Origin of the sequence: Bacillus sp. FSL E2-0195 (assembly GCF_038003645.1) — a bacterium.
In the GTDB taxonomy this organism is placed as follows: Bacteria; Bacillota; Bacilli; order Bacillales; family Bacillaceae_G; genus Bacillus_A; species Bacillus_A mycoides.
In genome coordinates, this window is record NZ_JBBOPN010000001.1 from 2,531,386 (window position 1) to 2,554,018 (window position 22,633).

Annotated in this window: 18 protein-coding genes; 13 read left to right on the plus strand and 5 right to left on the minus strand. The window is 34.5% G+C overall.

Translation table 11 applies throughout. The features are described 5' to 3' along the window. The first annotated feature begins 203 nt into the window (after positions 1-203). From MHH59_RS12870 to MHH59_RS12880, 3 genes are read left to right on the plus strand one after another with little or no spacing between them, the layout of a single operon-like run. The gene (locus MHH59_RS12870; RefSeq protein ID WP_340851351.1) at positions 204-1,283 is read left to right on the plus strand and encodes an endospore germination permease; all 1,080 of its coding nucleotides are present in this window, start codon (positions 204-206) and stop codon (positions 1,281-1,283) included. A gap of 56 nt (positions 1,284-1,339) precedes the next feature. Next, positions 1,340-2,818, plus strand: a complete 1,479-nt coding sequence (locus MHH59_RS12875) for a spore germination protein (protein WP_016127044.1) — start codon at positions 1,340-1,342, stop codon at positions 2,816-2,818. Then, positions 2,805-3,965 (plus strand): Ger(x)C family spore germination protein, encoded by a 1,161-nt coding sequence (locus MHH59_RS12880; RefSeq protein ID WP_340851354.1) that lies wholly within the window; start codon positions 2,805-2,807, stop codon positions 3,963-3,965. Before MHH59_RS12875 ends, MHH59_RS12880 begins: the two co-directional genes overlap by 14 nt. Positions 3,966-4,205: 240 nt before the next feature. Here MHH59_RS12880 and bla read toward each other — a convergent pair whose 3' ends face one another. Continuing rightward, positions 4,206-5,141, minus strand: coding sequence for a class A beta-lactamase (bla, locus tag MHH59_RS12885; protein WP_016127046.1), 936 nt, complete (start codon positions 5,139-5,141; stop codon positions 4,206-4,208). Between the two features lie 469 nt (positions 5,142-5,610). Between bla and MHH59_RS12890 the strand changes: the two genes are divergently transcribed. Beyond that, the gene (locus MHH59_RS12890; RefSeq protein ID WP_340852945.1) at positions 5,611-6,903 is read left to right on the plus strand and encodes a hypothetical protein; all 1,293 of its coding nucleotides are present in this window, start codon (positions 5,611-5,613) and stop codon (positions 6,901-6,903) included. Positions 6,904-6,960: 57 nt separating this feature from the next. Here the strand turns inward: MHH59_RS12890 and MHH59_RS12895 are convergent, their stop codons facing one another. After that, the gene (locus tag MHH59_RS12895; protein ID WP_002168308.1) at positions 6,961-8,433 is read right to left on the minus strand and encodes a sensor histidine kinase; all 1,473 of its coding nucleotides are present in this window, start codon (positions 8,431-8,433) and stop codon (positions 6,961-6,963) included. Next, positions 8,426-9,091 (minus strand): response regulator transcription factor, encoded by a 666-nt coding sequence (locus tag MHH59_RS12900; protein WP_000800741.1) that lies wholly within the window; start codon positions 9,089-9,091, stop codon positions 8,426-8,428. The genes MHH59_RS12895 and MHH59_RS12900 overlap by 8 nt, the downstream gene beginning before the upstream one ends. A 464-nt stretch (positions 9,092-9,555) precedes the next feature. Here MHH59_RS12900 and MHH59_RS12905 point away from each other — a divergent pair, with 464 nt between their 5' ends. From MHH59_RS12905 to MHH59_RS12915, 3 genes are all read left to right on the plus strand, one after another. Beyond that, positions 9,556-10,233, plus strand: coding sequence for an HAD family hydrolase (locus MHH59_RS12905; protein WP_002168307.1), 678 nt, complete (start codon positions 9,556-9,558; stop codon positions 10,231-10,233). Positions 10,234-10,404: 171 nt separating this feature from the next. Beyond that, a complete protein-coding gene (locus MHH59_RS12910; RefSeq protein WP_002127579.1) occupies positions 10,405-10,773 on the plus strand; it encodes a DUF4180 domain-containing protein in 369 nt (122 codons plus the stop codon). Between the two features lie 190 nt (positions 10,774-10,963). Then, complete coding sequence (locus MHH59_RS12915; protein WP_078214381.1) at positions 10,964-11,731, plus strand: arylamine N-acetyltransferase family protein; 768 nt, start codon at positions 10,964-10,966, stop codon at positions 11,729-11,731. Between the two features lie 19 nt (positions 11,732-11,750). On the opposite strand, the gene MHH59_RS12920 is transcribed toward MHH59_RS12915, so the two are convergent. Continuing rightward, a complete protein-coding gene (locus MHH59_RS12920) occupies positions 11,751-11,933 on the minus strand; it encodes a hypothetical protein (protein ID WP_201052212.1) in 183 nt (60 codons plus the stop codon). 143 nt (positions 11,934-12,076) lie between these two features. On the opposite strand from MHH59_RS12920, the gene MHH59_RS12925 reads away from it, so the two are divergent. Both MHH59_RS12925 and MHH59_RS12930 read left to right on the plus strand, forming a co-directional pair. Then, positions 12,077-12,730, plus strand: coding sequence for a YdeI/OmpD-associated family protein (locus MHH59_RS12925; RefSeq protein ID WP_002085348.1), 654 nt, complete (start codon positions 12,077-12,079; stop codon positions 12,728-12,730). A 126-nt stretch (positions 12,731-12,856) separates the two neighbouring features. After that, a complete protein-coding gene (locus tag MHH59_RS12930; RefSeq protein ID WP_340851361.1) occupies positions 12,857-13,972 on the plus strand; it encodes an NAD(P)/FAD-dependent oxidoreductase in 1,116 nt (371 codons plus the stop codon). Between the two features lie 446 nt (positions 13,973-14,418). Here the strand turns inward: MHH59_RS12930 and pssA are convergent, their stop codons facing one another. Further along, a complete protein-coding gene (gene pssA, locus MHH59_RS12935) occupies positions 14,419-14,910 on the minus strand; it encodes a CDP-diacylglycerol--serine O-phosphatidyltransferase (RefSeq protein ID WP_002085344.1) in 492 nt (163 codons plus the stop codon). A 368-nt stretch (positions 14,911-15,278) separates the two neighbouring features. Between pssA and MHH59_RS12940 the strand changes: the two genes are divergently transcribed. The 4 genes from MHH59_RS12940 to MHH59_RS12955 all read left to right on the plus strand — a co-directional run bounded on the left by MHH59_RS12940 (position 15,279) and on the right by MHH59_RS12955 (position 22,547). After that, complete coding sequence (locus MHH59_RS12940; RefSeq protein ID WP_078422418.1) at positions 15,279-17,525, plus strand: ABC transporter ATP-binding protein; 2,247 nt, start codon at positions 15,279-15,281, stop codon at positions 17,523-17,525. Further along, positions 17,522-19,396 (plus strand): ABC transporter ATP-binding protein, encoded by a 1,875-nt coding sequence (locus MHH59_RS12945; RefSeq protein WP_340851364.1) that lies wholly within the window; start codon positions 17,522-17,524, stop codon positions 19,394-19,396. The genes MHH59_RS12940 and MHH59_RS12945 overlap by 4 nt, the downstream gene beginning before the upstream one ends. Before the next feature lie 493 nt (positions 19,397-19,889). After that, entirely contained in the window at positions 19,890-20,084 is a 195-nt protein-coding gene (locus MHH59_RS12950; protein WP_002099904.1) for a hypothetical protein, read from the plus strand. A 744-nt stretch (positions 20,085-20,828) separates the two neighbouring features. Next, positions 20,829-22,547, plus strand: a complete 1,719-nt coding sequence (locus MHH59_RS12955) for an alpha-keto acid decarboxylase family protein (RefSeq protein ID WP_340851365.1) — start codon at positions 20,829-20,831, stop codon at positions 22,545-22,547. Positions 22,548-22,633 lie beyond the last annotated feature (86 nt).

The window sequence follows — 22,633 nt, forward strand, 5'->3', positions numbered from 1 at the left end:
ACAGTATTTAGGTGTATGATCTAAATACTGTCCCGTTTAATTATTTATCTGTAAAAAGGAACTAGCTTACATCTCATGTGATAGATTTTATAAATAAGAGCGTTTAATTGTCCATGGCTCTAAGCACTAACCATTTGGAATAAAGATGCAATGTATCAGTTATACTATGTAATATTTATTCATTACAAAATATGGTGGTATGTATGACTAAGCAAACAATTACTTTATTTCAAGTTTCTATGATACTCATTGGTAGTATTGGGATAATTAATCATGTCATTATGATTCCTATGTTATTAGATACCTCAGGTAGAGATTCGTGGATCTCTATCATATTAGTAAGCATTATATACTTGATTTGGATTTTATTAATATTCATCATATATAGAAACATAAAAAATGAACACTTGTTTTCGTGGTTAAAAAATAATTTTGGGAAACTCAGTGTATATCCAATCATATTCATAGTTGTGATTTATTTAATAACAATTGGTGTCGTTGCACTAAAAGAAACATTAACCTTTTTCTCTTTTTATTTACCAGAAACACCTCACTTTGTATTAGGAATACTTTTTTCAATGATTTGTCTCTATAATGCTACAAGAGGAATTCAATCTATTGCACTTACAACAGGTGTTTTGTTACCTATTGTATTCCTACTTGGTTTTTTTGTAATGTTTGCAAATGTTCCGCATAAAGATTATTCTTTACTTCAGCCAATGATGGAAAATGGAATGAAGCCAGTATTTAAGGGAATGGTTTATCCTGCAGCAGGATTTTTAGAGTTGATTTTTATTCTTTTCTTACAGCATCACATTTGTTCAAAAGTCAAATTATATCAACTGATCGCTTTGGGAATGGTTATTATCGGTATCACAATAGGCCCAGTTATGGCAGCTATTATAGAATTTGGACCTTTCGTAGCAGCAAACCAACGGTATCCGGCATTTGAAGAATGGAGACTTGTGTCAATAGGAAGGTACATTGAAAATTTAGACTTTCTCTCCGTGTATCAGTGGCTTGTAGGGATCTTTATTCGTCTATCACTTGTTGTTTTTCTTATACCAGATTTGTTATCAATTACAAATCAAAAAACGAGAAATGGGATTATGTTTGCAATACTTTCATGTATTTTATTAATAAGTATACTACCCATCAGTGACTCTAGTTTCTATTGGTTTGTATCTCAAATTATTTTACCAGTTTCAGCTTTAGGGCTATTTTTGTTTTCTATCTTACTAATAGTGTTTGTATGGGTTGCTAAATTTAAGAAAAGCTCTTAAAAGAGTATGGGGATGTATTTTATATAAGGTTGCTGAGTTTGAAGGAGACAACGTAGATGAACAAACAAGTAGAAATAAATGAGAAGATAATACTAGAGTGGTTTGAAGGATGCAACGATGTAAAAGTAATAAAGCGTGAATTGGATGAGAAAGAAAAAAGGAATTCAGTATTGTTTATGTATTGTCAAAACTTAATTGACAATACAAAATTAAAACAAGCCACATCATCCCATGTTTGCAAAGAGCTTTCAAGTAACTCAATAGAAGAGTTTAACCTCTCAACATTAATTCCCCAGTTATCAGTAAAGAAATTAGATATGGTAAATTCGAATGAAACTATCTCTCAGATTATATTTGAAGGTAACCTCCTTATTATTTTTGAAGAATCTAAACATGGATATATAGTTGATATTGCCCAAATACCTACCAGATCGGTTGAACAAACAAATACAGAGATGACCATTCGTGGTGGACGTGATGGATTTGTTGAAGAGTTAAACACAAATATAGGATTAATTAGAAAAAGACTAAAAACGAGTTCTCTTAGTTATGAAGAATTTATTATTGGAGAAAGAACACAAACTAAAGTAGCACTCCTGTATTTAAAAGATGTCGCATCCCAAGATATCATTAATCAAGTTCGATTAAAATTAAGACAAATTAAAATAGACGGGGTTGTTTCAAGTGCACAAATTGAAGAGTTAATCACAAACAATCAATTTAGTGTATTTCCTTTAGTTGAATATACAGGGCGCCCTGATTATACTGTGAATTGTTTGCTATATGGGCGTTTTATTTTACTGGTTGAAGGGTCACCAACAGCGACAATTGCACCAGTTACATTTCCTTTTTTTGTGAATACATCTGAAGATCAAGATCTTTTCTACATATTCGGTAGCTTTGTACGACTTGTAAGTCTTTTGGGGATAGCAATTTCTATATTTCTTCCAGGAATTTGGATAGCACTAATTACATATCATCCAGATCAGATTCCCTATACGTTGCTAGCTACATTAAGCTTATCAAGAGAAGGGATTCCTTTTCCAGCTCCTTTAGAGGGGATAATTATGATGACCTTATTTGAAATTTTGAGACAAGCAGGATTGCGTGTTCCTGCCGTATTCGGTCAAACATTATCTGTTGTAGGGGGATTAATTATTGGACAAGCTGCTATTAGTGCAGGAATTGTTTCAGCATCTATGGTCATTATAATAGCAATCTCGGTTGTTTCGACATTTGCTTTAACTAATCAGTCAGTAACAGGAATAATAAGTATATTGCGGTATGTAGTATTCTTAGTATCTTCTTTATTAGGCATAGTAGGATTTATCTTTTGTGTCCTTGTGATGGTGATACATGTAGTAAATTTACGCTCTTTTGGAGTTCCATTCTTTACACCATATTCACCCCCTGTGTTTAAAAGTATGCTAGCAGCCACATTTAGACTTCCTTTCACGTATATGAAAAAAAGACCTAAAGAATTGCATACGCAAGATAATACAAGGAAAAGAGAGAGTACCGATGAAGAAAAATAAAAGAATAGTTATATTTCTTTTTATGATGTGTACGTTTCTAACAGGGTGTTGGGATCAAAGAGAGTTGCATCACGTTTTGTATATAAATAGTCTAGGTATCGATTTTAAAGATAATAACTATATCATCCGTCCGCAATTTATTAATTTTTCTAACATAGCTAAACAAGAAGGGAACACTACCCGTAGTTATAGCCAGGCCTATATCGGAAAGGGAAAAGGCCCCATTTTAGATGAGGCAGCATTTGATTTTTATAAGGGTGCTCAACAAGAAATCTCATGGGAGCATCTCAAAACAATTGTTGTAACAGAGAGATTTCTAAAACATGGTGACTTAAATCAATTTAATGATTTTTTTTCTCGTTTTTTTCAATTTCGAGATACTATGTGGATATTTGGAACTAAGGAGCCTTTAGAAAATATATTAGCGAACAATAATATATTAAATATTTCTCAATTATATACAATCATTAATTTACCAAAAGAGATAACCAAGCAATATACAATAATAGATCCTTTACCTTTATATAAATTCCAAAGAAATTATTATGAACCTGGGATGACAACTCGCATTCCATTCTTAGCTACGACTAAAACATATTGGAAAAAAGGACATACATCATTTCCAATGTTAAAATTTAGTGGTTATGGTTTTATAAACGATAAATCCTATATAAATCATTTAAACAGCCATGATATTGCTGGGGTTCGATGGACGGATGAAAATACCAAACGAGCTCCATTACTATTAAAATTTAACAAGAAAATCATTGGACATATTGTATTAAAAAATCCAAAGATAGATACAAAGCATTTTATTAAAAATGGAAAGTTACGTATGCTTATGAACATCCATTTCGATGCTGATATTTTTCAGTTAATAAATTCTATGCCTGTAAATGATATTAAAAAAATTGCAGAGGACCAAGTTGAAAAAGAAATTAAAAAAACGTACCGAAAAGGAATCGAAAGAGGGATTGACACGTATCAGTTATCACATTCCTTATATCGGCAGAATTCTAAATTGTGGAAACAATATAAAAAAGAGGGGGGGATACCCCTTCAAAATAAAGAATTAGATTTAAATGTCTCGATTAATATAGCTACAAATGGAAAATCTAAAAATATGCGTAATATGATTGAGCATTAGAATGGTTGAAGATAAAAGGAAACGTAAAATATTAACTCTAAATAGGAGATTCGAACTTGAAAGACCACTACGATGTGGCGTCGTCTTCTTTAGGAATGGGATGAGAGTTCGATTAGGAGAAGAGGGAGGCTTTTGCCTCCTTCTTTGCCTGAAAACACGCTTACATTTCTTAGCGTTTAGATTAAGTACAAGTATTTAAAACTATATGTGCCGTAAAGTAGGAGCAGCTTAAATTCATTACTATGATTTATTTGTTACTTTTAAAGCGTCTAACACTATTTTAGTTGCATTTGCAATAAGTTTATCATCGTATTTCGCATCTTCTTTCGCATGATTAGAAAGTATCGCAAGAATAATTGGCTTTTTATTTGGTGGCCAAATGATTGCAATATCATTCCTTGTTCCATAAGACCCAGAGCCGGTCTTATCGGCTACTTCCCATTCTCCTGGAACTCCAGCACGAATTAAGTTGTCCCCCGTTGTATTTCTTTTCATCAAATCTATTAAAAAGTTCCGTTTCTCAACTGAAAGTATATCGCCTAGCGCGTATGCTTGAAGACTAGTAGCTAATGCCTTTGGGGTACTAGTATCACGAGTGTCTCCTGGCTGCACTTCGTTTAATTCTGGTTCAAAACGTTCAGGATTTGTGACAGTATCTCCTATTTCTCTCAGTGATTTTTTGAATTCACTTGGCCCACCTAATTGTTTAAGAATAAGATTTTGTGCAGTATTATCACTATATCGAATGGAAGCATCCGCAAGCTCTTTCAGAGTCATACCTGTATCTACATATTTCTCAGTAATTGGATTGTAATTCACAAGATCTTTGCTAGTATACTTAATTCTTTGATCTAAATCTTCTATTGATTTCTTTTGTAACAGTGCTCCCACAGCAAGGGCTTTGTGGGTAGATGCGTATGCAAACCGTTCATCTGAACGATAAGTAACGGTTTGATTCGTACCTGTGTCTAATGCATAAATACCAAGTTTAGCATCATATTCTTTTTCCAGCTTTACAAAAGAATGATTACTTGTATTTTCTTGTTTGGTTTGTTTCGGTGGTGCGGATTGAATATTACTATTGGAACAGCCTATAAGCGTTGCACATGAAAGTAATACTACAGGGAGCATCTTTTTATAATGTGCGATGTGAAAAAACTTCTTTGAAACTATCATACATTTTCAACCTCTTTCAAGAATATATGGATTTTGTATAGGTATTTTACATACCTATACAATTAACAAATGCACAGGATAGCACTCATCTTGTGTTTCTTGCATTACAAAATGAGAGAACTACCAAAAGCACCTTTTTTATACGTAATAGACAATCTAAGTAACACATTTGTTCCATTTATGATTAAGGTTTTGAATATATCCATTAATTTTATTTATAAGAATCACAAAATCCATCTTTTTTGCACGCCACTTAATTTAATGTGGATTTAGATTGAGTTTACCTCGTAATGGGAATTTCAATTGGATTGCGCATATATAACAACCTCGTTCCGGACAGAATAAGTAATAACAACTACTGATTTCATTTTAAGTGAGGTGTTATACGATACATACGACAAAGCAAAAAAGACTTGTGGTGCAAAGTATAACTACATTTAGTCTACTAATAACGACTATCTTTACACCCATGCTTATTTACATTGTTTATGGATTACAGATTTCGAAAGGCTTTGAGGGATACTGGCCATCAATCCTGTTTTATACAACTTATATGACGGGTGTGTTTATCTGGATACCTATTGTGAATAAGGCTGGGATTCACCGCTCCTTATATTGGACTGTTTCTATTCTGATAGTATCATTACTTAGTGTTACTTTCTTTGGATGGAGTTCAAGATGGCTAGAAATAAGTGCGTTAGTTTCTGGTTTTGCAGTTAGTACAATTTCTACCCTGACGAGTACTTTATTGTTTCTACATGTGGAAGGCGGGGGAAAGGTTTATAATAAAAATCAACAAGCGATTATTATTGGTATCGTTTTTCTTTTACTAATAATCGTTTTGTTAGCGATTAGTTTTTTATCGCCGCCGCTGATAACATGCATATATGGGATTTGTTTAATCAGTATCCTTTTTGCTATAAAAAAAATGCCGAGAACAGAGTTAGCCAAAGGGCTTTTACCTATCTCCATCGTATCGGTTGTAGGAAAGTTTATTTTTGTCTCAATGCTTATTCTTTTGATTCGAACAAGTCGTAACATAAATAATGAACAATATATTTTTTATTTTTTTCTACTTTCTATAGCGCTTATTTGTTTCATGTTTTTGAGTTTGTTGAAAGGAAAGTTCTTTCATAAACTTTCATCTTCTTTACCAATCCGCTTAAAGGCAGAATCATTTTTACTTGGATTAGGAAATGGATATTTATTTTTGATGGGTATTTTTTATAGTTTTACTTTCTATAACATGTTAACCTGTATTTTCATTGTAGTTGGACCATACCTATTAGGGATTTTGATGTCCATATTTTTAGATATCAAAGCTGCTAAGAAAGTTAATCCAATCCATTTGTTTTTAGTAAGTACTTTAATCATGATATTCGGGTTTTATTCTCCAATATTTATAGTCCTTAGCGTTACATTTGGAAGCTATGCCATTAATAGTATTTCTTCTCAAAATAATATGAAAGTATATATGGTGAATGCTACACATAGAGAGCTTTCTTTACTCATTTACACAACATGGAGAAATATGGGGAATATATTTTTACAATTTTTTATATTGATTGTGATTGTGGGAGTAGGGGTGTTTTACGATGTCGAATGGTCGCAACTTTTCCAAACAATTGTTGGGAAGGGTCAAATGCAGATTGAAGGGTTATCCGTACAACGATTGATGTTTATGTTAGCAATTTGCTGTTGGCTTGGCATGGTGGGCTTAGGTATGTGGATTGGTAAAAAAGCTAATCCCAATATTGCTTAAAAAGTAACTCGAAAAATATCAATACTAAAATTACAAAAAACAAACAAACTCGTCCTACTAAGAGGGGAGTTTGTTTGTTTTTTGTTTAGATAATGGAATGTTCATGCTAAATTGTACACTACGTTCCATATTCTTTATAGAATACTTTATATCTAACGTTTCAAGAATTTGTTTAACAATATATAGCCCCAAACCACTTCCTCCAGTATTTCGATTCCTTGATTTTTCAATTCGATAAAATGGTTTGAAAATTTGTTGTATATCCTCTTCTTTAATATTGACACCTGTATTCATAATTTGCATTTTGATTTGACCTTGTTTAGAATCCTCACTTAACTTTATATAGACTTTTTCATTATGTGGTGAATACATAACCGCATTATGGATAATATTTTTACATGCTTTTTCAAAAAGAACACGATCTGTATAAACAGAAAGATCAGAATCAATTTCTTTTATTATTTGGATGCTTTTTTGAGAAGCAAAAAATTCGAGATCTTTTGTGATTGTATCTATTAACTTCGAAAGATTAACTTCTTCTACTTTTAGTTTAAAGGTGTGTTGTTCTAATTTCGACATGCTTAAAATTTCACGAACTAATTGTTCCATACTTTCAATAATTTGATGATTTTTCTTTAAATATTGATCACGATTTTGATAAGGGCCAATATTGTATATCATCCCTTCTAAGTATCCTTTCATTACAGTAAGAGGGGTCTTTAATTCATGTGCTACAATCGCAAAAAACTCTCTGCGTTTTGTTTCTATTTCTCGTTCTTTTTCAATATCATTTTTTAATTGTTGATTTGCTTTTTTTAAATCAAACATAGCTTGTTGTAAGTTAATAGACATGTCATTCAAACTATTAGATAATTCTCCTAACTCATCTGTAGAGCGAACCTCAATTTTTTCGGAGAAATCTAAATTTGCCATCTTTTGTGCACCCTCATTAATATAAATAAGTGGTTTTGTAATAAACCTGGAATAGAAATAAGCACTCCCTACACCAATTATGAGTACAATGATACTAATATAGGGGAGAAAGCGTACTAAAACCTGTGAAGCTTCATCAATTGGTTGAAATGTAGCAAAGACTATAAGCGTTAAACTACCATCTTGGAATTGAATTGGTTTCGTAACGTTATATGAATTGCTAAGGGTACCTGCATTCTCGAACCGTGTGGCTCTAGTAACTACTGTTGTTTGCGAACCATTTTGAGTAAAAGAAAATGAAGGAGAGTATTTAATTATTCCCTCATTATTTTGAAGATAAAGCATCGCATTATTTTTTTTTGCATATTCATCAAAAAGTGGTATCGCATCTTGAAACGTAAGATCTTTAGATTTATCAATGATTTCTTTTATCCCTGTTTGAAGTTGATCTGTTTTGTATTGCTCATAAAACGTAGGGAGAAAGAAGTATAAAGTTAAATAAATCAATACTGCAAAGGATAACAAAATGAGAGAGGTAGTCATAAAGAGTTTATAAGTAATTTGCTTCATCTTCATGATTTTCACAATACTATTCATCAATTTTATAACCAATACCCTTTATTGTTTTAATATAAGGGATAGCTAACTTTTTACGTAGGTTTTTAATATGTGTATCAATTATTCGTGTTTCTCCAAAATAATCGTACCCCCAAACTTTTTCTACGATATTTTCTCTTGTGAGTACTTTTCTCTCATTTTGAAATAGTAGTTGTAGAATTTCAAACTCTTTTGTCGTTAATAAAATTTCAACGTCATTTACATATACTCTATATGCATCAACATCGATACGCACTTCTTTAAATACCAAATGATTATTTACATTTTTATCATAACTTCTTCTAAGTACAGCTTCGACTCGTCTAATCAAAACATGAAACGAAAAGGGTTTTGTTATATAATCATCGATTCCAAGATCGAACCCTTTCATTTGATCTTCCTCTTCTTCCAATGCAGTTAGCATAATAATTGGTACGTTTGACTGACTTCGAATCATCTTGGATACTTCAAATCCATTAAGATTGGGCATCATTACATCTAGAAGAATTAAATCAAAGGATTGCTTATTAAATTGTGTCATACCCTCTAATCCATCTGATGCAACTACAACTGTATACTGTTGTGTCATTAAAAATTGTTTAATTAATTCCTGAATTTCTTGATCGTCTTCTACCACGAGAATATGATAGTTTTTCATAATATCACCTCTGGTAGTCATTATAGCCTTACTATCTGGAGTTTATGTGGAGATACAGTAGGAAACTTCATAGGACGTTTAACGTATTAACTCCATTTTCAAGATTGTGTATTCTCCGTAAAAAAGGATTATTACCCATATTCCTTTTTTATGGAGAAATATTTGTGTGCTTGAAAAAACTTATCATATAAAAAGCTGAACGATTAATATTTACAAAAAAATAATGTATAATAATGTAAATTGTATGTAGTTTTTTTTTAACTGTTTGATAATATACTTTCGATACTTTACTAGAAGGGGAAAGGGAGATGAATTTAAATATAAAAGAAGCCAGCGAAATTCTAGAGCGTACGCCACAAACTTTGTAGTTTTTTTGCTAATTTAGTAAAGGCCTAAGGTGCGAACAAGGGATTATTTAAATCATGTGAGAAAGGTTGTGAAATTATTTGAGGAGTTATAAAGCTATGCTATTTGATTTAGATGATACGTTACTTGATAGGGATAAGGCAGTAGATAAACTGTTTTCCATTATTTTAGAGGAGTTTTATGGGGATGTTGAACAACATGCAGTAAAAAACGAAATGTTACAGAAATTCAAGGGATATGATAAAAAAAGCTATGGTCATAGTGATAAAGTAAAGGTTTTGGAATCGTTTTTTGATGAATTCCCACCGAAATATAGATTACCACGCAATTGCATTCAAGACTTTTGGAATAATAATTTCCCGAAATGTTTTTCTATAAACCAAAAAACTATTAATATCATAAATACTATAAAGTCACATATTAAAGTTGGAATTATAACAAATGGCTCAACTCAGAGGCAAAAAGAAAAAATAATTAACACGAATTTGAATCGTTATTTTGATACAATCATTATTTCTGAAGAAGCGGGATTTAGTAAACCTGACAAACTCATATTTGAATTAGCATTAAATAAGCTAAATGTACAATCAGAAGATGTACTATTTGTTGGAGATGACTTAGAAAAGGATATTGCTGGTTGTCAAAATGCAAATATAAAGGGCATATGGTTCAATCCTAATATGATTAAGAATAATACCGACACTAAACCATATGCCGAGATTACTTCTTTTGATAATTTATTAAGTTATTGTGGAGAAATAAATTTCCAAAAATAGTAAAAAGGTAGATTACCCTTAATTTCATTGACCGTATGAGAAGTTTTAAAACAATATTTATTTACGATGAAATAGAGGTTATCGAACCAGGGGCAAATCATTTATGTGTGTTAATGAAGATCTACACAGCATGTTTAATATATACTTTATAAATTATAGAGGGGTGAGACTATGGAAATAAAGAAAGTAGTAATTGGCGGAATAAATATTGCCGTCGTCAGAAACGATACAGTATTAATATCCGACGTTCAATCTGCATTAGATCTCATGGCAACAGTTCAATATGAAGCGGATTCAAAGCGGATTGCTATCAATAAATCATTAATAAGTGAAAGTTTCTTTGACTTAAAAACACGTCTTGCGGGTGATATTCTTCAAAAGTTTATTAATTACAGCGTGAAAATTGCTATCATCGGGGATTTTTCTATGTACACTAGTAAAAGCCTAAAAGATTTCATTTATGAATGTAATAAAGGTAAGGATATTTTTTTCTTAGCAACTGAGCAACAAGCAATTGAAAAATTAAGCTCATTGAAATAAAGATATAAAATGTAATTCGAAAGAGGCATCCGTGAAGGTGCCTCTTATTTGTATTTTTATATAAATATGTTTTTCATATTTAAATTTTGTACCGGTACAGTAACTGCAAATGTACATTGTTACTATATCCCTTCAAATTTACAATCAGCATATATTATTTTAATTTATAACTTATTAAGGGGTGCTGAATATGACAAAGTTACAAGATCAACTTTTCACAAGATTAAACCTTGAAAAACGTATTGAAATAAAATTTGAAGAATTAAGTACAATACTCTTTGCATTTGCCCACACAATCCCGTTTGAGAATTTAAATGTAATAGCAAGTAATGCGAATACAATTTCTATGAAAAACTTACAAGAGAAAATTTTAACTAGTTCTCGAGGTGGGCTTTGTTATGAATTAAATACTCTTTTTTACTATTTTTTAAAAGATAGTGGTTATGATGTACAACTCGCACTTGGTACCGTATATAAAAATGATATAAACGCTTGGGCACTTGAAGATGGGCATATAACAATTATTTTAAATTACGAAAACGTAAGGTACTTAATTGATGTAGGTATTGCTTCATTAGTACCTCTTGTGCCAGTACCGTTTACTGGCGAACTTGTTTCTTCTAAAAACGGTTCGTATCGAGTAAGACAAAAAGATACGAGTAAAGGAAACTATGTTCTAGAAAGAATAGATGTTGATGGAGAATGGAAAGTTTGTCATGCTTTTTATAAACATATTATTGATGAGACAGTAGTAAACGATGTTCAAAGAAGAGTGATAGAAGATGAGAAATCTATTTTCAATAAAGGACCCATTGCAGTAAAATTGACGAACTTTGGCCATGTCTCATTAACGAATACTATTTTAACTGAAATTATTTATGGAGAAAAAACGAAGCGTGAAATTACAGAAAATCAATATAAAGAGCTTTTATATACTTTATTTGCTATTGAGTTGTGAATATAAAAATAGCCGGTTCTTATTCAGAATCGGCTATTTTTATTATTTTTGGTTTAAATGGTTTTCGACTAATATGTTTCGGAAACTGCGGTATAGTTAACGTTTTTAACGTTTCCTCAGCTTCTTCATATGTATGAAAGACTGGCTCTTTTCCATTATCTCCTTGCAAAACTAGCCCTTCATCTCGGATTACATACGGCATAAAACCACTCCTTATAGTAAAAAATTATGGTCTATTGAAACAGAATGATACGATTTCAAGTTTAATTTTCTTAATAGATATAATACACTAGAACAGTATAAAGAAGTATATAAAATGAATATTGGATGCAAAGGAAGATTATAATGTCAGTTATTGATAAATTGAAACTAAATAAGTATACAAATATGGTCGTAATTAACGAACCAAGTGATTATGACATTTTCACAGGTAAAGAAACCTCATTTTCAAAAGAACATGATGCTATTTTTATTTTTGTTGAAACACTTGATGAAATGGTGAAACAAACGAATTTTATTATTAGTAATGAAGAATTACTAATTGAAAAAGGTTACGTGTTTTTCGCATATCCGAAAAAAGGTAATGCTCGTTACAGTACGTTTATTCACCGTGATGAGATGTTTCCGGCATTAAACGTTGGAGATGATGGATATGTGGGGGAAAGCGAAATTAAATTTGCGCGAATGGTAAGTATGGATGATGTCTTTACAGTTGTAGGTTTAAAACGTGAAAAGAAAAAAGCGAAGAAAACACCTGCAGCGAGTCAATGTGTTGCTGATTATGCAGACCGTATTCAAGATGTTGAAGCATTATTGGCTAATCATCCAGCTGAACTTAAGTTTTATCAAAGTTTAACTCCTGGTTATCAAAAAGATTGGGCACGTAATTTATTTTCTGTGAAACAAGAAAAAACACGCGATAAACGTCTTGAGAAAATGATTGAAATCCTTTCACAAGGCTATAAAACAATTGAATTATTCCGTAAGAAGAAAAAATAATGATTAGGAACGTCACAATGATGCAACAATTAATTACACTTTGCACATTGAAAAAAGGATTCCTTTCAGTATACTAAAGTATGTTCTTATATTTAAATAATTAGCAAAAGAGAAAAGGTGTTTGAAATGAAATCGTATATTGTAGTTGGATCTGGAATTTTAGGGGCATCTACTGCCTATCATCTTGCTAAGGCTGGTGCGAAGGTTACTATTGTAGATCGTCAAGATTTAGGTCAAGCAACTGATGCAGCAGCAGGTATTGTCTGTCCGTGGCTGTCGCAACGTCGTAATAAAGCATGGTATAAAATCGTTAAGGGCGGTGCACGTTACTATTCTTCGTTAATTCAGCAATTAGAAGAAGACGGTGAAACGGATACAGGTTACAACCGTGTAGGTGCAATTAGTTTACATACTGACGAGAAAAAACTAGATCAAATGGAAGAACGAGCGTATAAACGACGTGAAGATGCACCAGAGATCGGTGAAATCACTCGCTTATCAGCTGAAGAAACGAAAAAATTATTCCCAGCATTATCAGAAGAATACAGTTCTGTTCATATTAGTGGCGCTGCACGAGTAAATGGAAGATCATTACGTAACGCATTAATAAGTGCTGCGAAAAAACATGGTGCTACTTTTATAAAAGGAGATGCAGTATTAGTCCGTGAAGGGAATCGTATTACTGGAGTTACAGTAAACGATGAAATAATTTTAGCAGAAAAGGTAATGGTAACTGCAGGCGCATGGGCGAACGAAATCTTGAATCCATTAGGAATTAATTTCTTAGTTACGTTCCAAAAAGGACAAATTGTTCATTTGCAAATTGAAAATACAGCAACAGAAAATATGCCAGTTGTTATGCCGCCAAACGATCAATATATTTTAACATTTGACAATGGCCATGTCGTAATTGGTGCAACGCATGAGAATGATACTGGTTTCGATCACCGTGTAACAGCTGGTGGTTTACATGAAGTATTCCATAAAGCGTTAACAGTAGCGCCTGGTTTAGAAGATGGTACAATGTTTGAAACTAGAGTTGGCTTCAGGCCATTTACGCCAGGATTCTTACCTGTTATTGGCCCACTCCCTAATTTTGAAGGCATACTCATTGCAAACGGATTAGGTGCTTCAGGATTAACAGCAGGTCCATACTTAGGATCAGAACTTGCGAAACTTGCGTTAGGGCAACCGATTGAATTAGATTTAAATGATTATGATGTTGCTGGGGCAATGGAATAGTAATAAACAAAAAGATTAGGAGTGATTTCCTAATCTTTTTGTTATGTTATTTGGGCGTAACTAAGTATTTTGGGAGGTAGGAATTCTTTTAAACAAGGGGTACCACCACATCGTTACCAAGCTAAGAAAATAGATAATCCACAAAACGAAAATTTTTTGCCCTTTATAGCAACGAAGTGCATTTTTATCGTTTGAGGTATTAGAGAAGAAAGATTGATTCGTTCAATATAGAGGCGAAAATACATATCAGAAATATAAACAATAGCCCCAAAAACTGGAGGCTATTCAATTTCACAATCTATTATGAGCAATTACAATAGGTAAGCTCTTTAAAGTCTGTCCCATCGCTGCATTCGTAAAATGATGAATAACATCGAAACCCTCAACTTGATGGATATTAGCGAAACGTTCCACAAATGAAATTAAAGCGATAGACGGGATCCCAATTAAAGTTTTTTAAACCTAATTGGACTTACCATTAAGAGAGCGAGGATTAATGTAATCCATGCATTGCTATATGAAAACAATCCCATACCGGCCAATGGTAATCCAGCAGCTGGAATAGGTAATCCCTTAAAATATCCAATGGTTGGTTTTACACTAAATTTAGCTAATCTTAAAGCACCCATCGTTGGGAAAAGGATAAATGCCAAAGAAGTTAAAATAGATGGTGTTGCTATCGAATGAAATAAAAGTGCAGGAGCAACTCCGAAACTAACAATATCAGCTAAGGAATCCAATTGTACACCAAACTCACTGTTCACTTTTAATTTTCTCGCAATTCTTCCATCAAGGAGATCTAAAACAGCTGAAAAGAAAATAAAAATGGAGGCTACTTCCAAATAGTCACTCATATTCATGGTAATTGAAAAAACACCGCACAATAAATTTCCAATCGTAAATAAATTGGGTACAGCTTTTACTATTTGATTGAACAAGGTTGTCCCCCCTAAGTTGATCGTAGCATTTTCTATATATTCTTCCGTTATTCTTGAAAATATATGACCACTGTATGCTAAGTAAATTTCGACAAGAGAAAAGTCGATTTCCTGTACGTTATGTTGGTTTATAAACATGTTTGATCAAAGGTAAGTCTATTACTGCTAATTTGCCGAATATAAAAAACGTTTTTGAAAAAAAGAGCCTATTTTCGGTGCATCATATCTTCATATAGTCATAAAATTAATCTGTAGTCGAAAATACGTAAAGAGCTGCTAGAATGAATTACTGAGAATACGAAGAATAAAGGAGAGAAGCGGAGTAAAAACTAAAAAAATTAGACAAAGAAAATGGAGAGATGAACTAAATGTTAAAGATCATCAAACATTTAAAACCATTTATTGCTTCCATCATTGCAGTTGTATGTCTTTTAACTGTACAGGCAGTATGCGATTTATCACTGCCAGACTACATGTCTAACATTGTCAATGTAGGGATTCAACAAAAAGGTGTAGAAAATGCAGTACCTGAGGTTATTCGTAAAAGTGAAATGGATAAACTTACGCTCTTTATGAATGAAAATGAGAAGAAAAAAGTTGCTGACAACTATGTGCTTTTAGATAAGAACAACCTCTCTCAAAGTGAACTAAAAAATGACTTAAAAGATTATCCGCAGCTTGATAAAGAGCCACTTTATAAGTTACATACAGAAGATAAAAAAATAATTAACGAACTTAACGATATCTTTGGGAAACCAATGTTAATTACACAAGGAATTGAAAAAGGTGGCTCATCTGCTTTCTCTCCTGCTGCGACAGGTGACAACAACACACCAGCGAAACTTCCGCCAAATTCAGATCCTTTTGCAATCATTGCGAAACTTCCTCAAGATCAAATCAATGCAATGAAAGAAAAGGCAGATGAAAAGTTTAAGAATATGCCAGGCAGCATGGTAACGCAATCAGCCGTTTCATTCATTGAGAATGAGTATAAAAAGATCGGTATCAATATAGATAAGCTTCAATCCAATTTCATCCTTACTTCCGGCGGGAAAATGCTACTTTTATCCTTAGTAAGTATGGCAGCTACCGTTATCGTGAGTTTACTTGCTGCAAAAGTAGCTGCAGGACTCGGCAGAGACCTTAGAAAGAAAGTATTCCGGAAAGTTACAAACTTCTCGAATGCGGAGTTTGATAAGTTTTCCACTGCATCTCTAATCACAAGAAGTACAAATGATATCCAACAAGTTCAAACACTTATGGTTATGATGCTTCGCATTGTATTCTATGCACCAATTTTAGGTATCGGCGGCATTATTAAAGTACTTACTACAGACCTTTCAATGGGATGGATTATCGCAGTTGCGGTAATTGCGATTTTAAGCCTAGTCATTGGTTTATTTAGCATCGCGATTCCTAAGTTTAAGCGTATCCAAAAGTTAGTAGATAAAATTAACTTAATCACTCGTGAATCTTTAACCGGTATGCTAGTTATTCGTGCTTTTAATACTCAAAAACATGAAGAAAAGAAATTTGAAAAAGGAAATCAAGATTTAACAAAAACAAATTTATTTGTAAGCCGTTTAATGTCATTTATGATGCCAATGATGATGTTTATCATGAATGCCGTTACTGTACTTATTATTTGGGTTGGATCACACCAAGTGGATATGGGACATATGCAAGTTGGTGATTTGATGGCATTTATGCAATATACAATGCAAATCATCATGGCCTTCTTAATGATTTCAATGGTATCTATTATGGTTCCACGTGCTTCAGTTTCCGCACAACGTATCGCAGAAGTTTTAGATACTGACATTACCATTAGTGATGTAAAAGAGCCGAAAACATTTGCTTCAGACAAGAAAGGTTACGTTGAATTTAAAAATGTTGGCTTTAGATACCCAGGTGCAGAAGAAGATGTGCTTTCCAATATCACCTTTACTGCAAAACCTGGTGAAACGACAGCTTTCATCGGAAGTACAGGTAGTGGTAAATCAACATTAATCAACTTAATTCCACGCTTTTACGATGTCACAAGTGGCCAAATATTAATAGATGGCACGGATATTAGAGAAGTATCTCAGAAGGAATTAAGAGAGAAAATTGGTTATGTACCGCAAAAAGGAGTTCTCTTCTCGGGTACAATCGAGAGTAATTTGAAATATGGTAAAAAAGAAGCGACTGAAGAAGAACTCAAAAAAGCGGCGGAAATCGCGCAAGCTATGGAATTTATTAACGCGAAACCTGAAAGCTTCCGCACAGAAATATCACAAGGTGGTACGAACGTTTCCGGTGGTCAAAAACAAAGACTTTCTATTGCGCGTGCTCTTACGAAAAAATCGGAAATCTTCATATTCGATGATAGTTTCTCAGCTCTTGACTTTAAGACAGACGCAGCATTGCGCAGAGCTTTAAACAATGAGATTACAGGAAGTACTATTTTACTTATTGCCCAAAGAATCAGTACAATCATGAATGCCGATAAGATTATTGTACTTGACGAAGGAAAAATAATTGGAACTGGTACTCATGAAGAGCTTATGGAAAACTGTGAAGTTTATAAGCAAATTGCTTTATCACAACTTTCAAGAGAGGAGTTGTCATCATGAGTGATAGAAAAATAGAAAATAGAAAACAAAGCGGCCCTGGTCCTGGCGGTGGCGGTCCTATGGGCGGCGGCATGAGAAAGATTGAGAAAGCAAAAAACTTCAAAGGAACGATGAATAAACTCCTTCAATACTTGAAGCCCTATAAATTATCAATCTTAATCGTTATCCTTTTCGCAATCGGCAGTGCAGCCTTTACAATCGTTGGTCCAAAAATTTTAGGAAACGCGACAACAAAACTTTTCGAAGGACTCGTAAGCAAAGTATCAGGAGAACCCGGTGCGGCCATTGATTTTACCTATATCGGAAACATTGTCATTTTACTCCTTGGATTATATATACTGAGCACTGTGTTTGGTATTATCCAGGGGTACATTATTTCTGGAGTAGCTCAAAAAGTATCTTATAACTTCAGAAAAGAAATCGATGAAAAAATTAACCGTATGCCGCTGAAATACTTTGATAAAACAACGCACGGCGAAGTATTATCGAGAATTACAAATGACGTAGATACGGTGAGCCAAACTTTAAACCAAAGTATGTCGCAAATCATCACATCCGTTATTACAATCATCGGTGTACTTATCATGATGTTATCAATCAGCTGGCAAATGACATTAGTGGCGCTTTTAATATTGCCAGTATCGATGATTCTCATCATGGCAGTCGTAAAACGATCACAAAAATACTTCAAATCCCAGCAAGAATATTTAGGACACGTAAACGGTCAGGTCGAAGAAATTTATAGTGGTCACAATATCGTAAAAGCCTTCAACAAAGAAGAAGAAGAAGTGAAAAAATTCGAAAAGGTAAATGATACCCTTTACCATTCCGCATGGAAATCTCAATTTTTATCTGGAATGATGATGCCGATTATGACATTTATCGGTAATATCGGTTACGTCGCTGTATCTATTTTAGGCGGGTGGCTTGCGGTAAAGAGAACCATCGCAGTTGGAGACATTTTAGCCTTTGTGCAATATGTTAGAAGCTTTACGCAACCAATCGCTCAAGTAGCACAAATCGCGAACGTACTTCAATCTACTGCAGCTGCTGCAGAAAGAGTCTTCGAATTTTTAGAAGAAGAAGAGGAAGTGCCAGAAGCAGAAAATCCAGTGAAGCTGCAAAAAGTTCAAGGAGAAGTTACCTTCCAAGATGTTCAATTTGGATACAATCCAGATAAAATCATCATCAATAATTTCTCATCTAACATTAAACCTGGACAAAAGGTAGCAATCGTCGGACCAACCGGAGCTGGTAAAACAACGATTGTAAAACTATTAATGCGTTTCTATGACATAAACAGCGGTGCAATATGTATCGACGGTCACGATATAAAAGACTTCACGCGAGAAGACCTGCGCAACATGTTTGGTATGGTACTTCAAGACACTTGGCTATTTAACGGCTCCATCATGGAAAATATACGTTACGGTAGACTCGATGCTACAGACGAAGAAGTAATTGAAGCAGCGAAAGCAGCTCACGTTCACAACTTCGTAAAAACATTACCAAATAAATATCAAATGGAACTAAACGAAGAAGCAAGCAACGTATCCCAAGGACAAAAGCAACTACTAACAATTGCACGTGCCCTTATAGCGGATCCGAAAATATTAATACTCGATGAAGCAACAAGCTCCATTGACACTCGTACAGAAGTACTGATTCAAAAAGCGATGGAAAACCTTATGGAAGGTAGAACAAGCTTCATTATCGCTCATAGATTATCAACAATACGTGATGCAGATTTAATCCTTGTCATGAAAGACGGAGATATTGTAGAACAAGGTAATCATGAAGAGTTATTGAAAGCTGATGGTTTCTATGCTTCGCTTTATAATAGTCAGTTTGAAGGTGCGGATGCTTCTTGAGTTAGGTGAAAGTCCATTTAAATAACTAAACCCACGAAGAAAATGCATTTTCTTCGTGGGTTTTTATCATTTTTAAGGTTCTGTTACAAAGTTTTTAAAAGTAAGCTAGACATTTGCAAAACAGAGTGAGGAGCATGATATTTGCAAGCTTTTCAAGAAGAGAAAAGGCTGAAGAAAAAGGCTAAGCAAAAGAATGAGAAATATAGCGTTCCTAGTAATACAGCTGACCTCATGAATGAGCTATGGAAGTAAAGGAATAAGTAAATGCGAGGATAAATGATTTTTGATTAAATTTATATTTACTGTTTTAGGCGCTGCCGTGATCGGTTTAGCGTCTTGTTTGTTGTTAAGGGATGAAATAGATTTGAAACTTAAAGATTAGATAATAATATTATTACTTTAAAATGCAGAAAGCAGGCTAGTAAACAAGCTATTTTTGTTTTTTAGCATAGAATATGATGAATCTTAAAGTTAAGAGGAGGTAATCATATTTATGGGATGTAATGGTAATTTCAGACGTTTCCGAGATTGTGATAGATTTTGGGATGATTTAATGTTTTGCAGACGCAGACATAGAGATTGTGATAACCGTCGTTGTAGACGTGACCGCGACTGTGATTGTGATGAATGTCGTCGTAGACGTAATCATGATCGTGACTGTGATTGCGATAATCGTCGAGATTGGTAAATTTCTTTCAATGAGTGCGTTTCTTCACAGCACTCGTTTTTTTATTTATGGGTTTTCTGAACTCTTTATTGATAATATATAAAATACGAAGAATGTAGTTGTAATATATGGTTGTACAAAAATCTTCACCGTAAAACAAAGTGGGCTAAAAGTGATCGAGAAGAGTTAAAGAAAGCATTAGAGTATTAATTAATACATTCTTTTGACCAGAGGTGATTTCACCGATGTAAGGAATCTTGTCCAGTTTGACACTCCCACCCCTAAAGGGGCCAGCTGACTAACGTCAGCGGGATTCTTGCTACCAAAGGCCAAAGGCGAAGCCCATTTCTGGTATCGTTGACGTGCAAGATTGCGGTGTGTCATCACCACTCCCACAACAGACCATATAGGTTCGTGGGCTACGGTACTGTTACCATACCGTACAGATTGTAGGTTCTCAAATGTTTTTACGTCTTTTGCATGACTATGAATAAAGTATACCATGTTTTGCTATGTACAAACGATGCTTTCATCCCACGTCTAAAGACGGACTAAAGTCCTGCGTGGGCTTTCCCGTATCGTAAATTCTGTAATGTTTTAGTATTTCTTCTCCTTCTCCTGTTTTATGACTTTCTCCAGAGATAATGATTATTTCTTCTCCATTAATTGTTGCACAACGGATAACCGGTTTAATTAAAGGGAATTATCAAAAAGGGTACTATAAAATAGAACAAGCCAAAGAAATAGATAAGGAGTGAGCAAGCGATGGACAACATGATTAATACGGGCAGCTTTGGTTTACAAAGGGGACCTGATCAAAAAACGGTTGGCCAGTATTTGTTCGATTGCCTGAAACTGGAGGGCATAACCGAAATTTTTGGTGTCGCAGGGGACTATAATTTTACACTTCTTGATACTTTGGAGTGTTATAACGGCATCCGTTTTATAGAAGGACGAAATGAACTAAACTCGGGCTACGCTGCAGATGGCTATGCAAGAATCAAAGGAATATCGGCTCTTATTACGACATTTGGGGTCGGGGAGCTCAGTGCATGCAATGCGATAGCGGGAGCCAACAGCGAGCATGTGCCAATAATACACATTGTGGGTGCCCCTCCTGAGAAGGATCAAAAAGAGCATAAGCTGATGCACCACACCTTAATGGATGGAAATTTTGACATCTTTCGCAAGGTGTATGAGCAGATAACGGCTTATACTGCCGTGCTTACACCAGAAAATGCCAAGATTGAGATTCAGACTGCGATTCGCATTGCTAAGGAAAAGAAAAAGCCGGTATACCTGGTTGTGGCTAATGATTTAGTGATCAAGCCGATTAAAGTCTGGACAGAACCGGCACCACCACGTCCAACATCCAACCCGAATACCCTTCAGGCTGCAGTGAATAATGTCCGTCTGCTTTTGGAACGTTCCCACCGACCAGTTATCTTGGTGGATGTGAAAACGATGCGATTCGGCCTTCAGACAGCGACTCGGCAGCTAGCCGATGCAATGAATGTGCCTGTTGTAACGATGATGTACGGGAAGGGCGGATTCGACGAGAACCATCCAAATTATATCGGAATGTATTTAGGCTCTTTCGGGAGGACTGAAGTCCAAAGTACAGTGGAGAATGCAGATTGTATCATTGCGATTGGTATGGTATGGGCGGATACAAACACCGCAAGTTTTACCGCAAAGCTGAACCCACTGATAACTGTCAATATTCAACCAGATATAGTTAAAATCGCTGAGGCGGAATATCCGAATGTTCTTGCAGCCGACATGCTACTTGCTGTGCAGAAGTTGAGTTATACAGGCAAAGGTTTGACAAAAAAATTGTCATTCCCTTATGAGCAATTCACAACTATTGCCGACGGACCTCTAATGGCGGACGGCTATTATCCACGTTTTCAGCGCATGCTGAAAGAGGAGGATATTGTAATCGCCGAGACCGGAACGCTTTATTATGGAATGGGAGAGGTCAGACTGCCGGGCAATGTAACATATATTGGACAAGGTGGATGGCAGTCCATCGGTTACGCAATCCCTTCGGCGTTTGGTGCTATTATGGCCGCGCCGGAACGCCGAGTATTGGTGTTTACAGGTGACGGTGCCCTGCAGCTAACGGCACAGGAAATCAGTTCTATGCTCTATTACGGCTGCAAGCCTATAATCTTTGTTTTGAACAACGATGGTTATACAATCGAGAGATATTTAAATGTCAAAACAGAGGATCAAAAGTACAACGAAATCCCTCAATGGTCTTACACCAAGCTAGCCGAAGCTTTTGGAGGTAACGCGTTTACCGTTACGGTCCGGACCTATGGAGAGCTTGATCAGGCTATAATCCATTCTGAAAAGGAAAGCGCCAAAAGACTCTGTATTATTGAAATGATCGCAGGGAATCGAATGGACGCACCTGAATATATGCGACGGATGCGTAGTTATATGGAGAAGCAGGAAAAGCAGCGCAGTCAGAACTAGTATCCAATTCCCTAGTCCCTAATTGGATACTAATTGAACAGTTCTAATCATATTCTTTTAATAAAACGCAATTAAAGGGGTGTAAA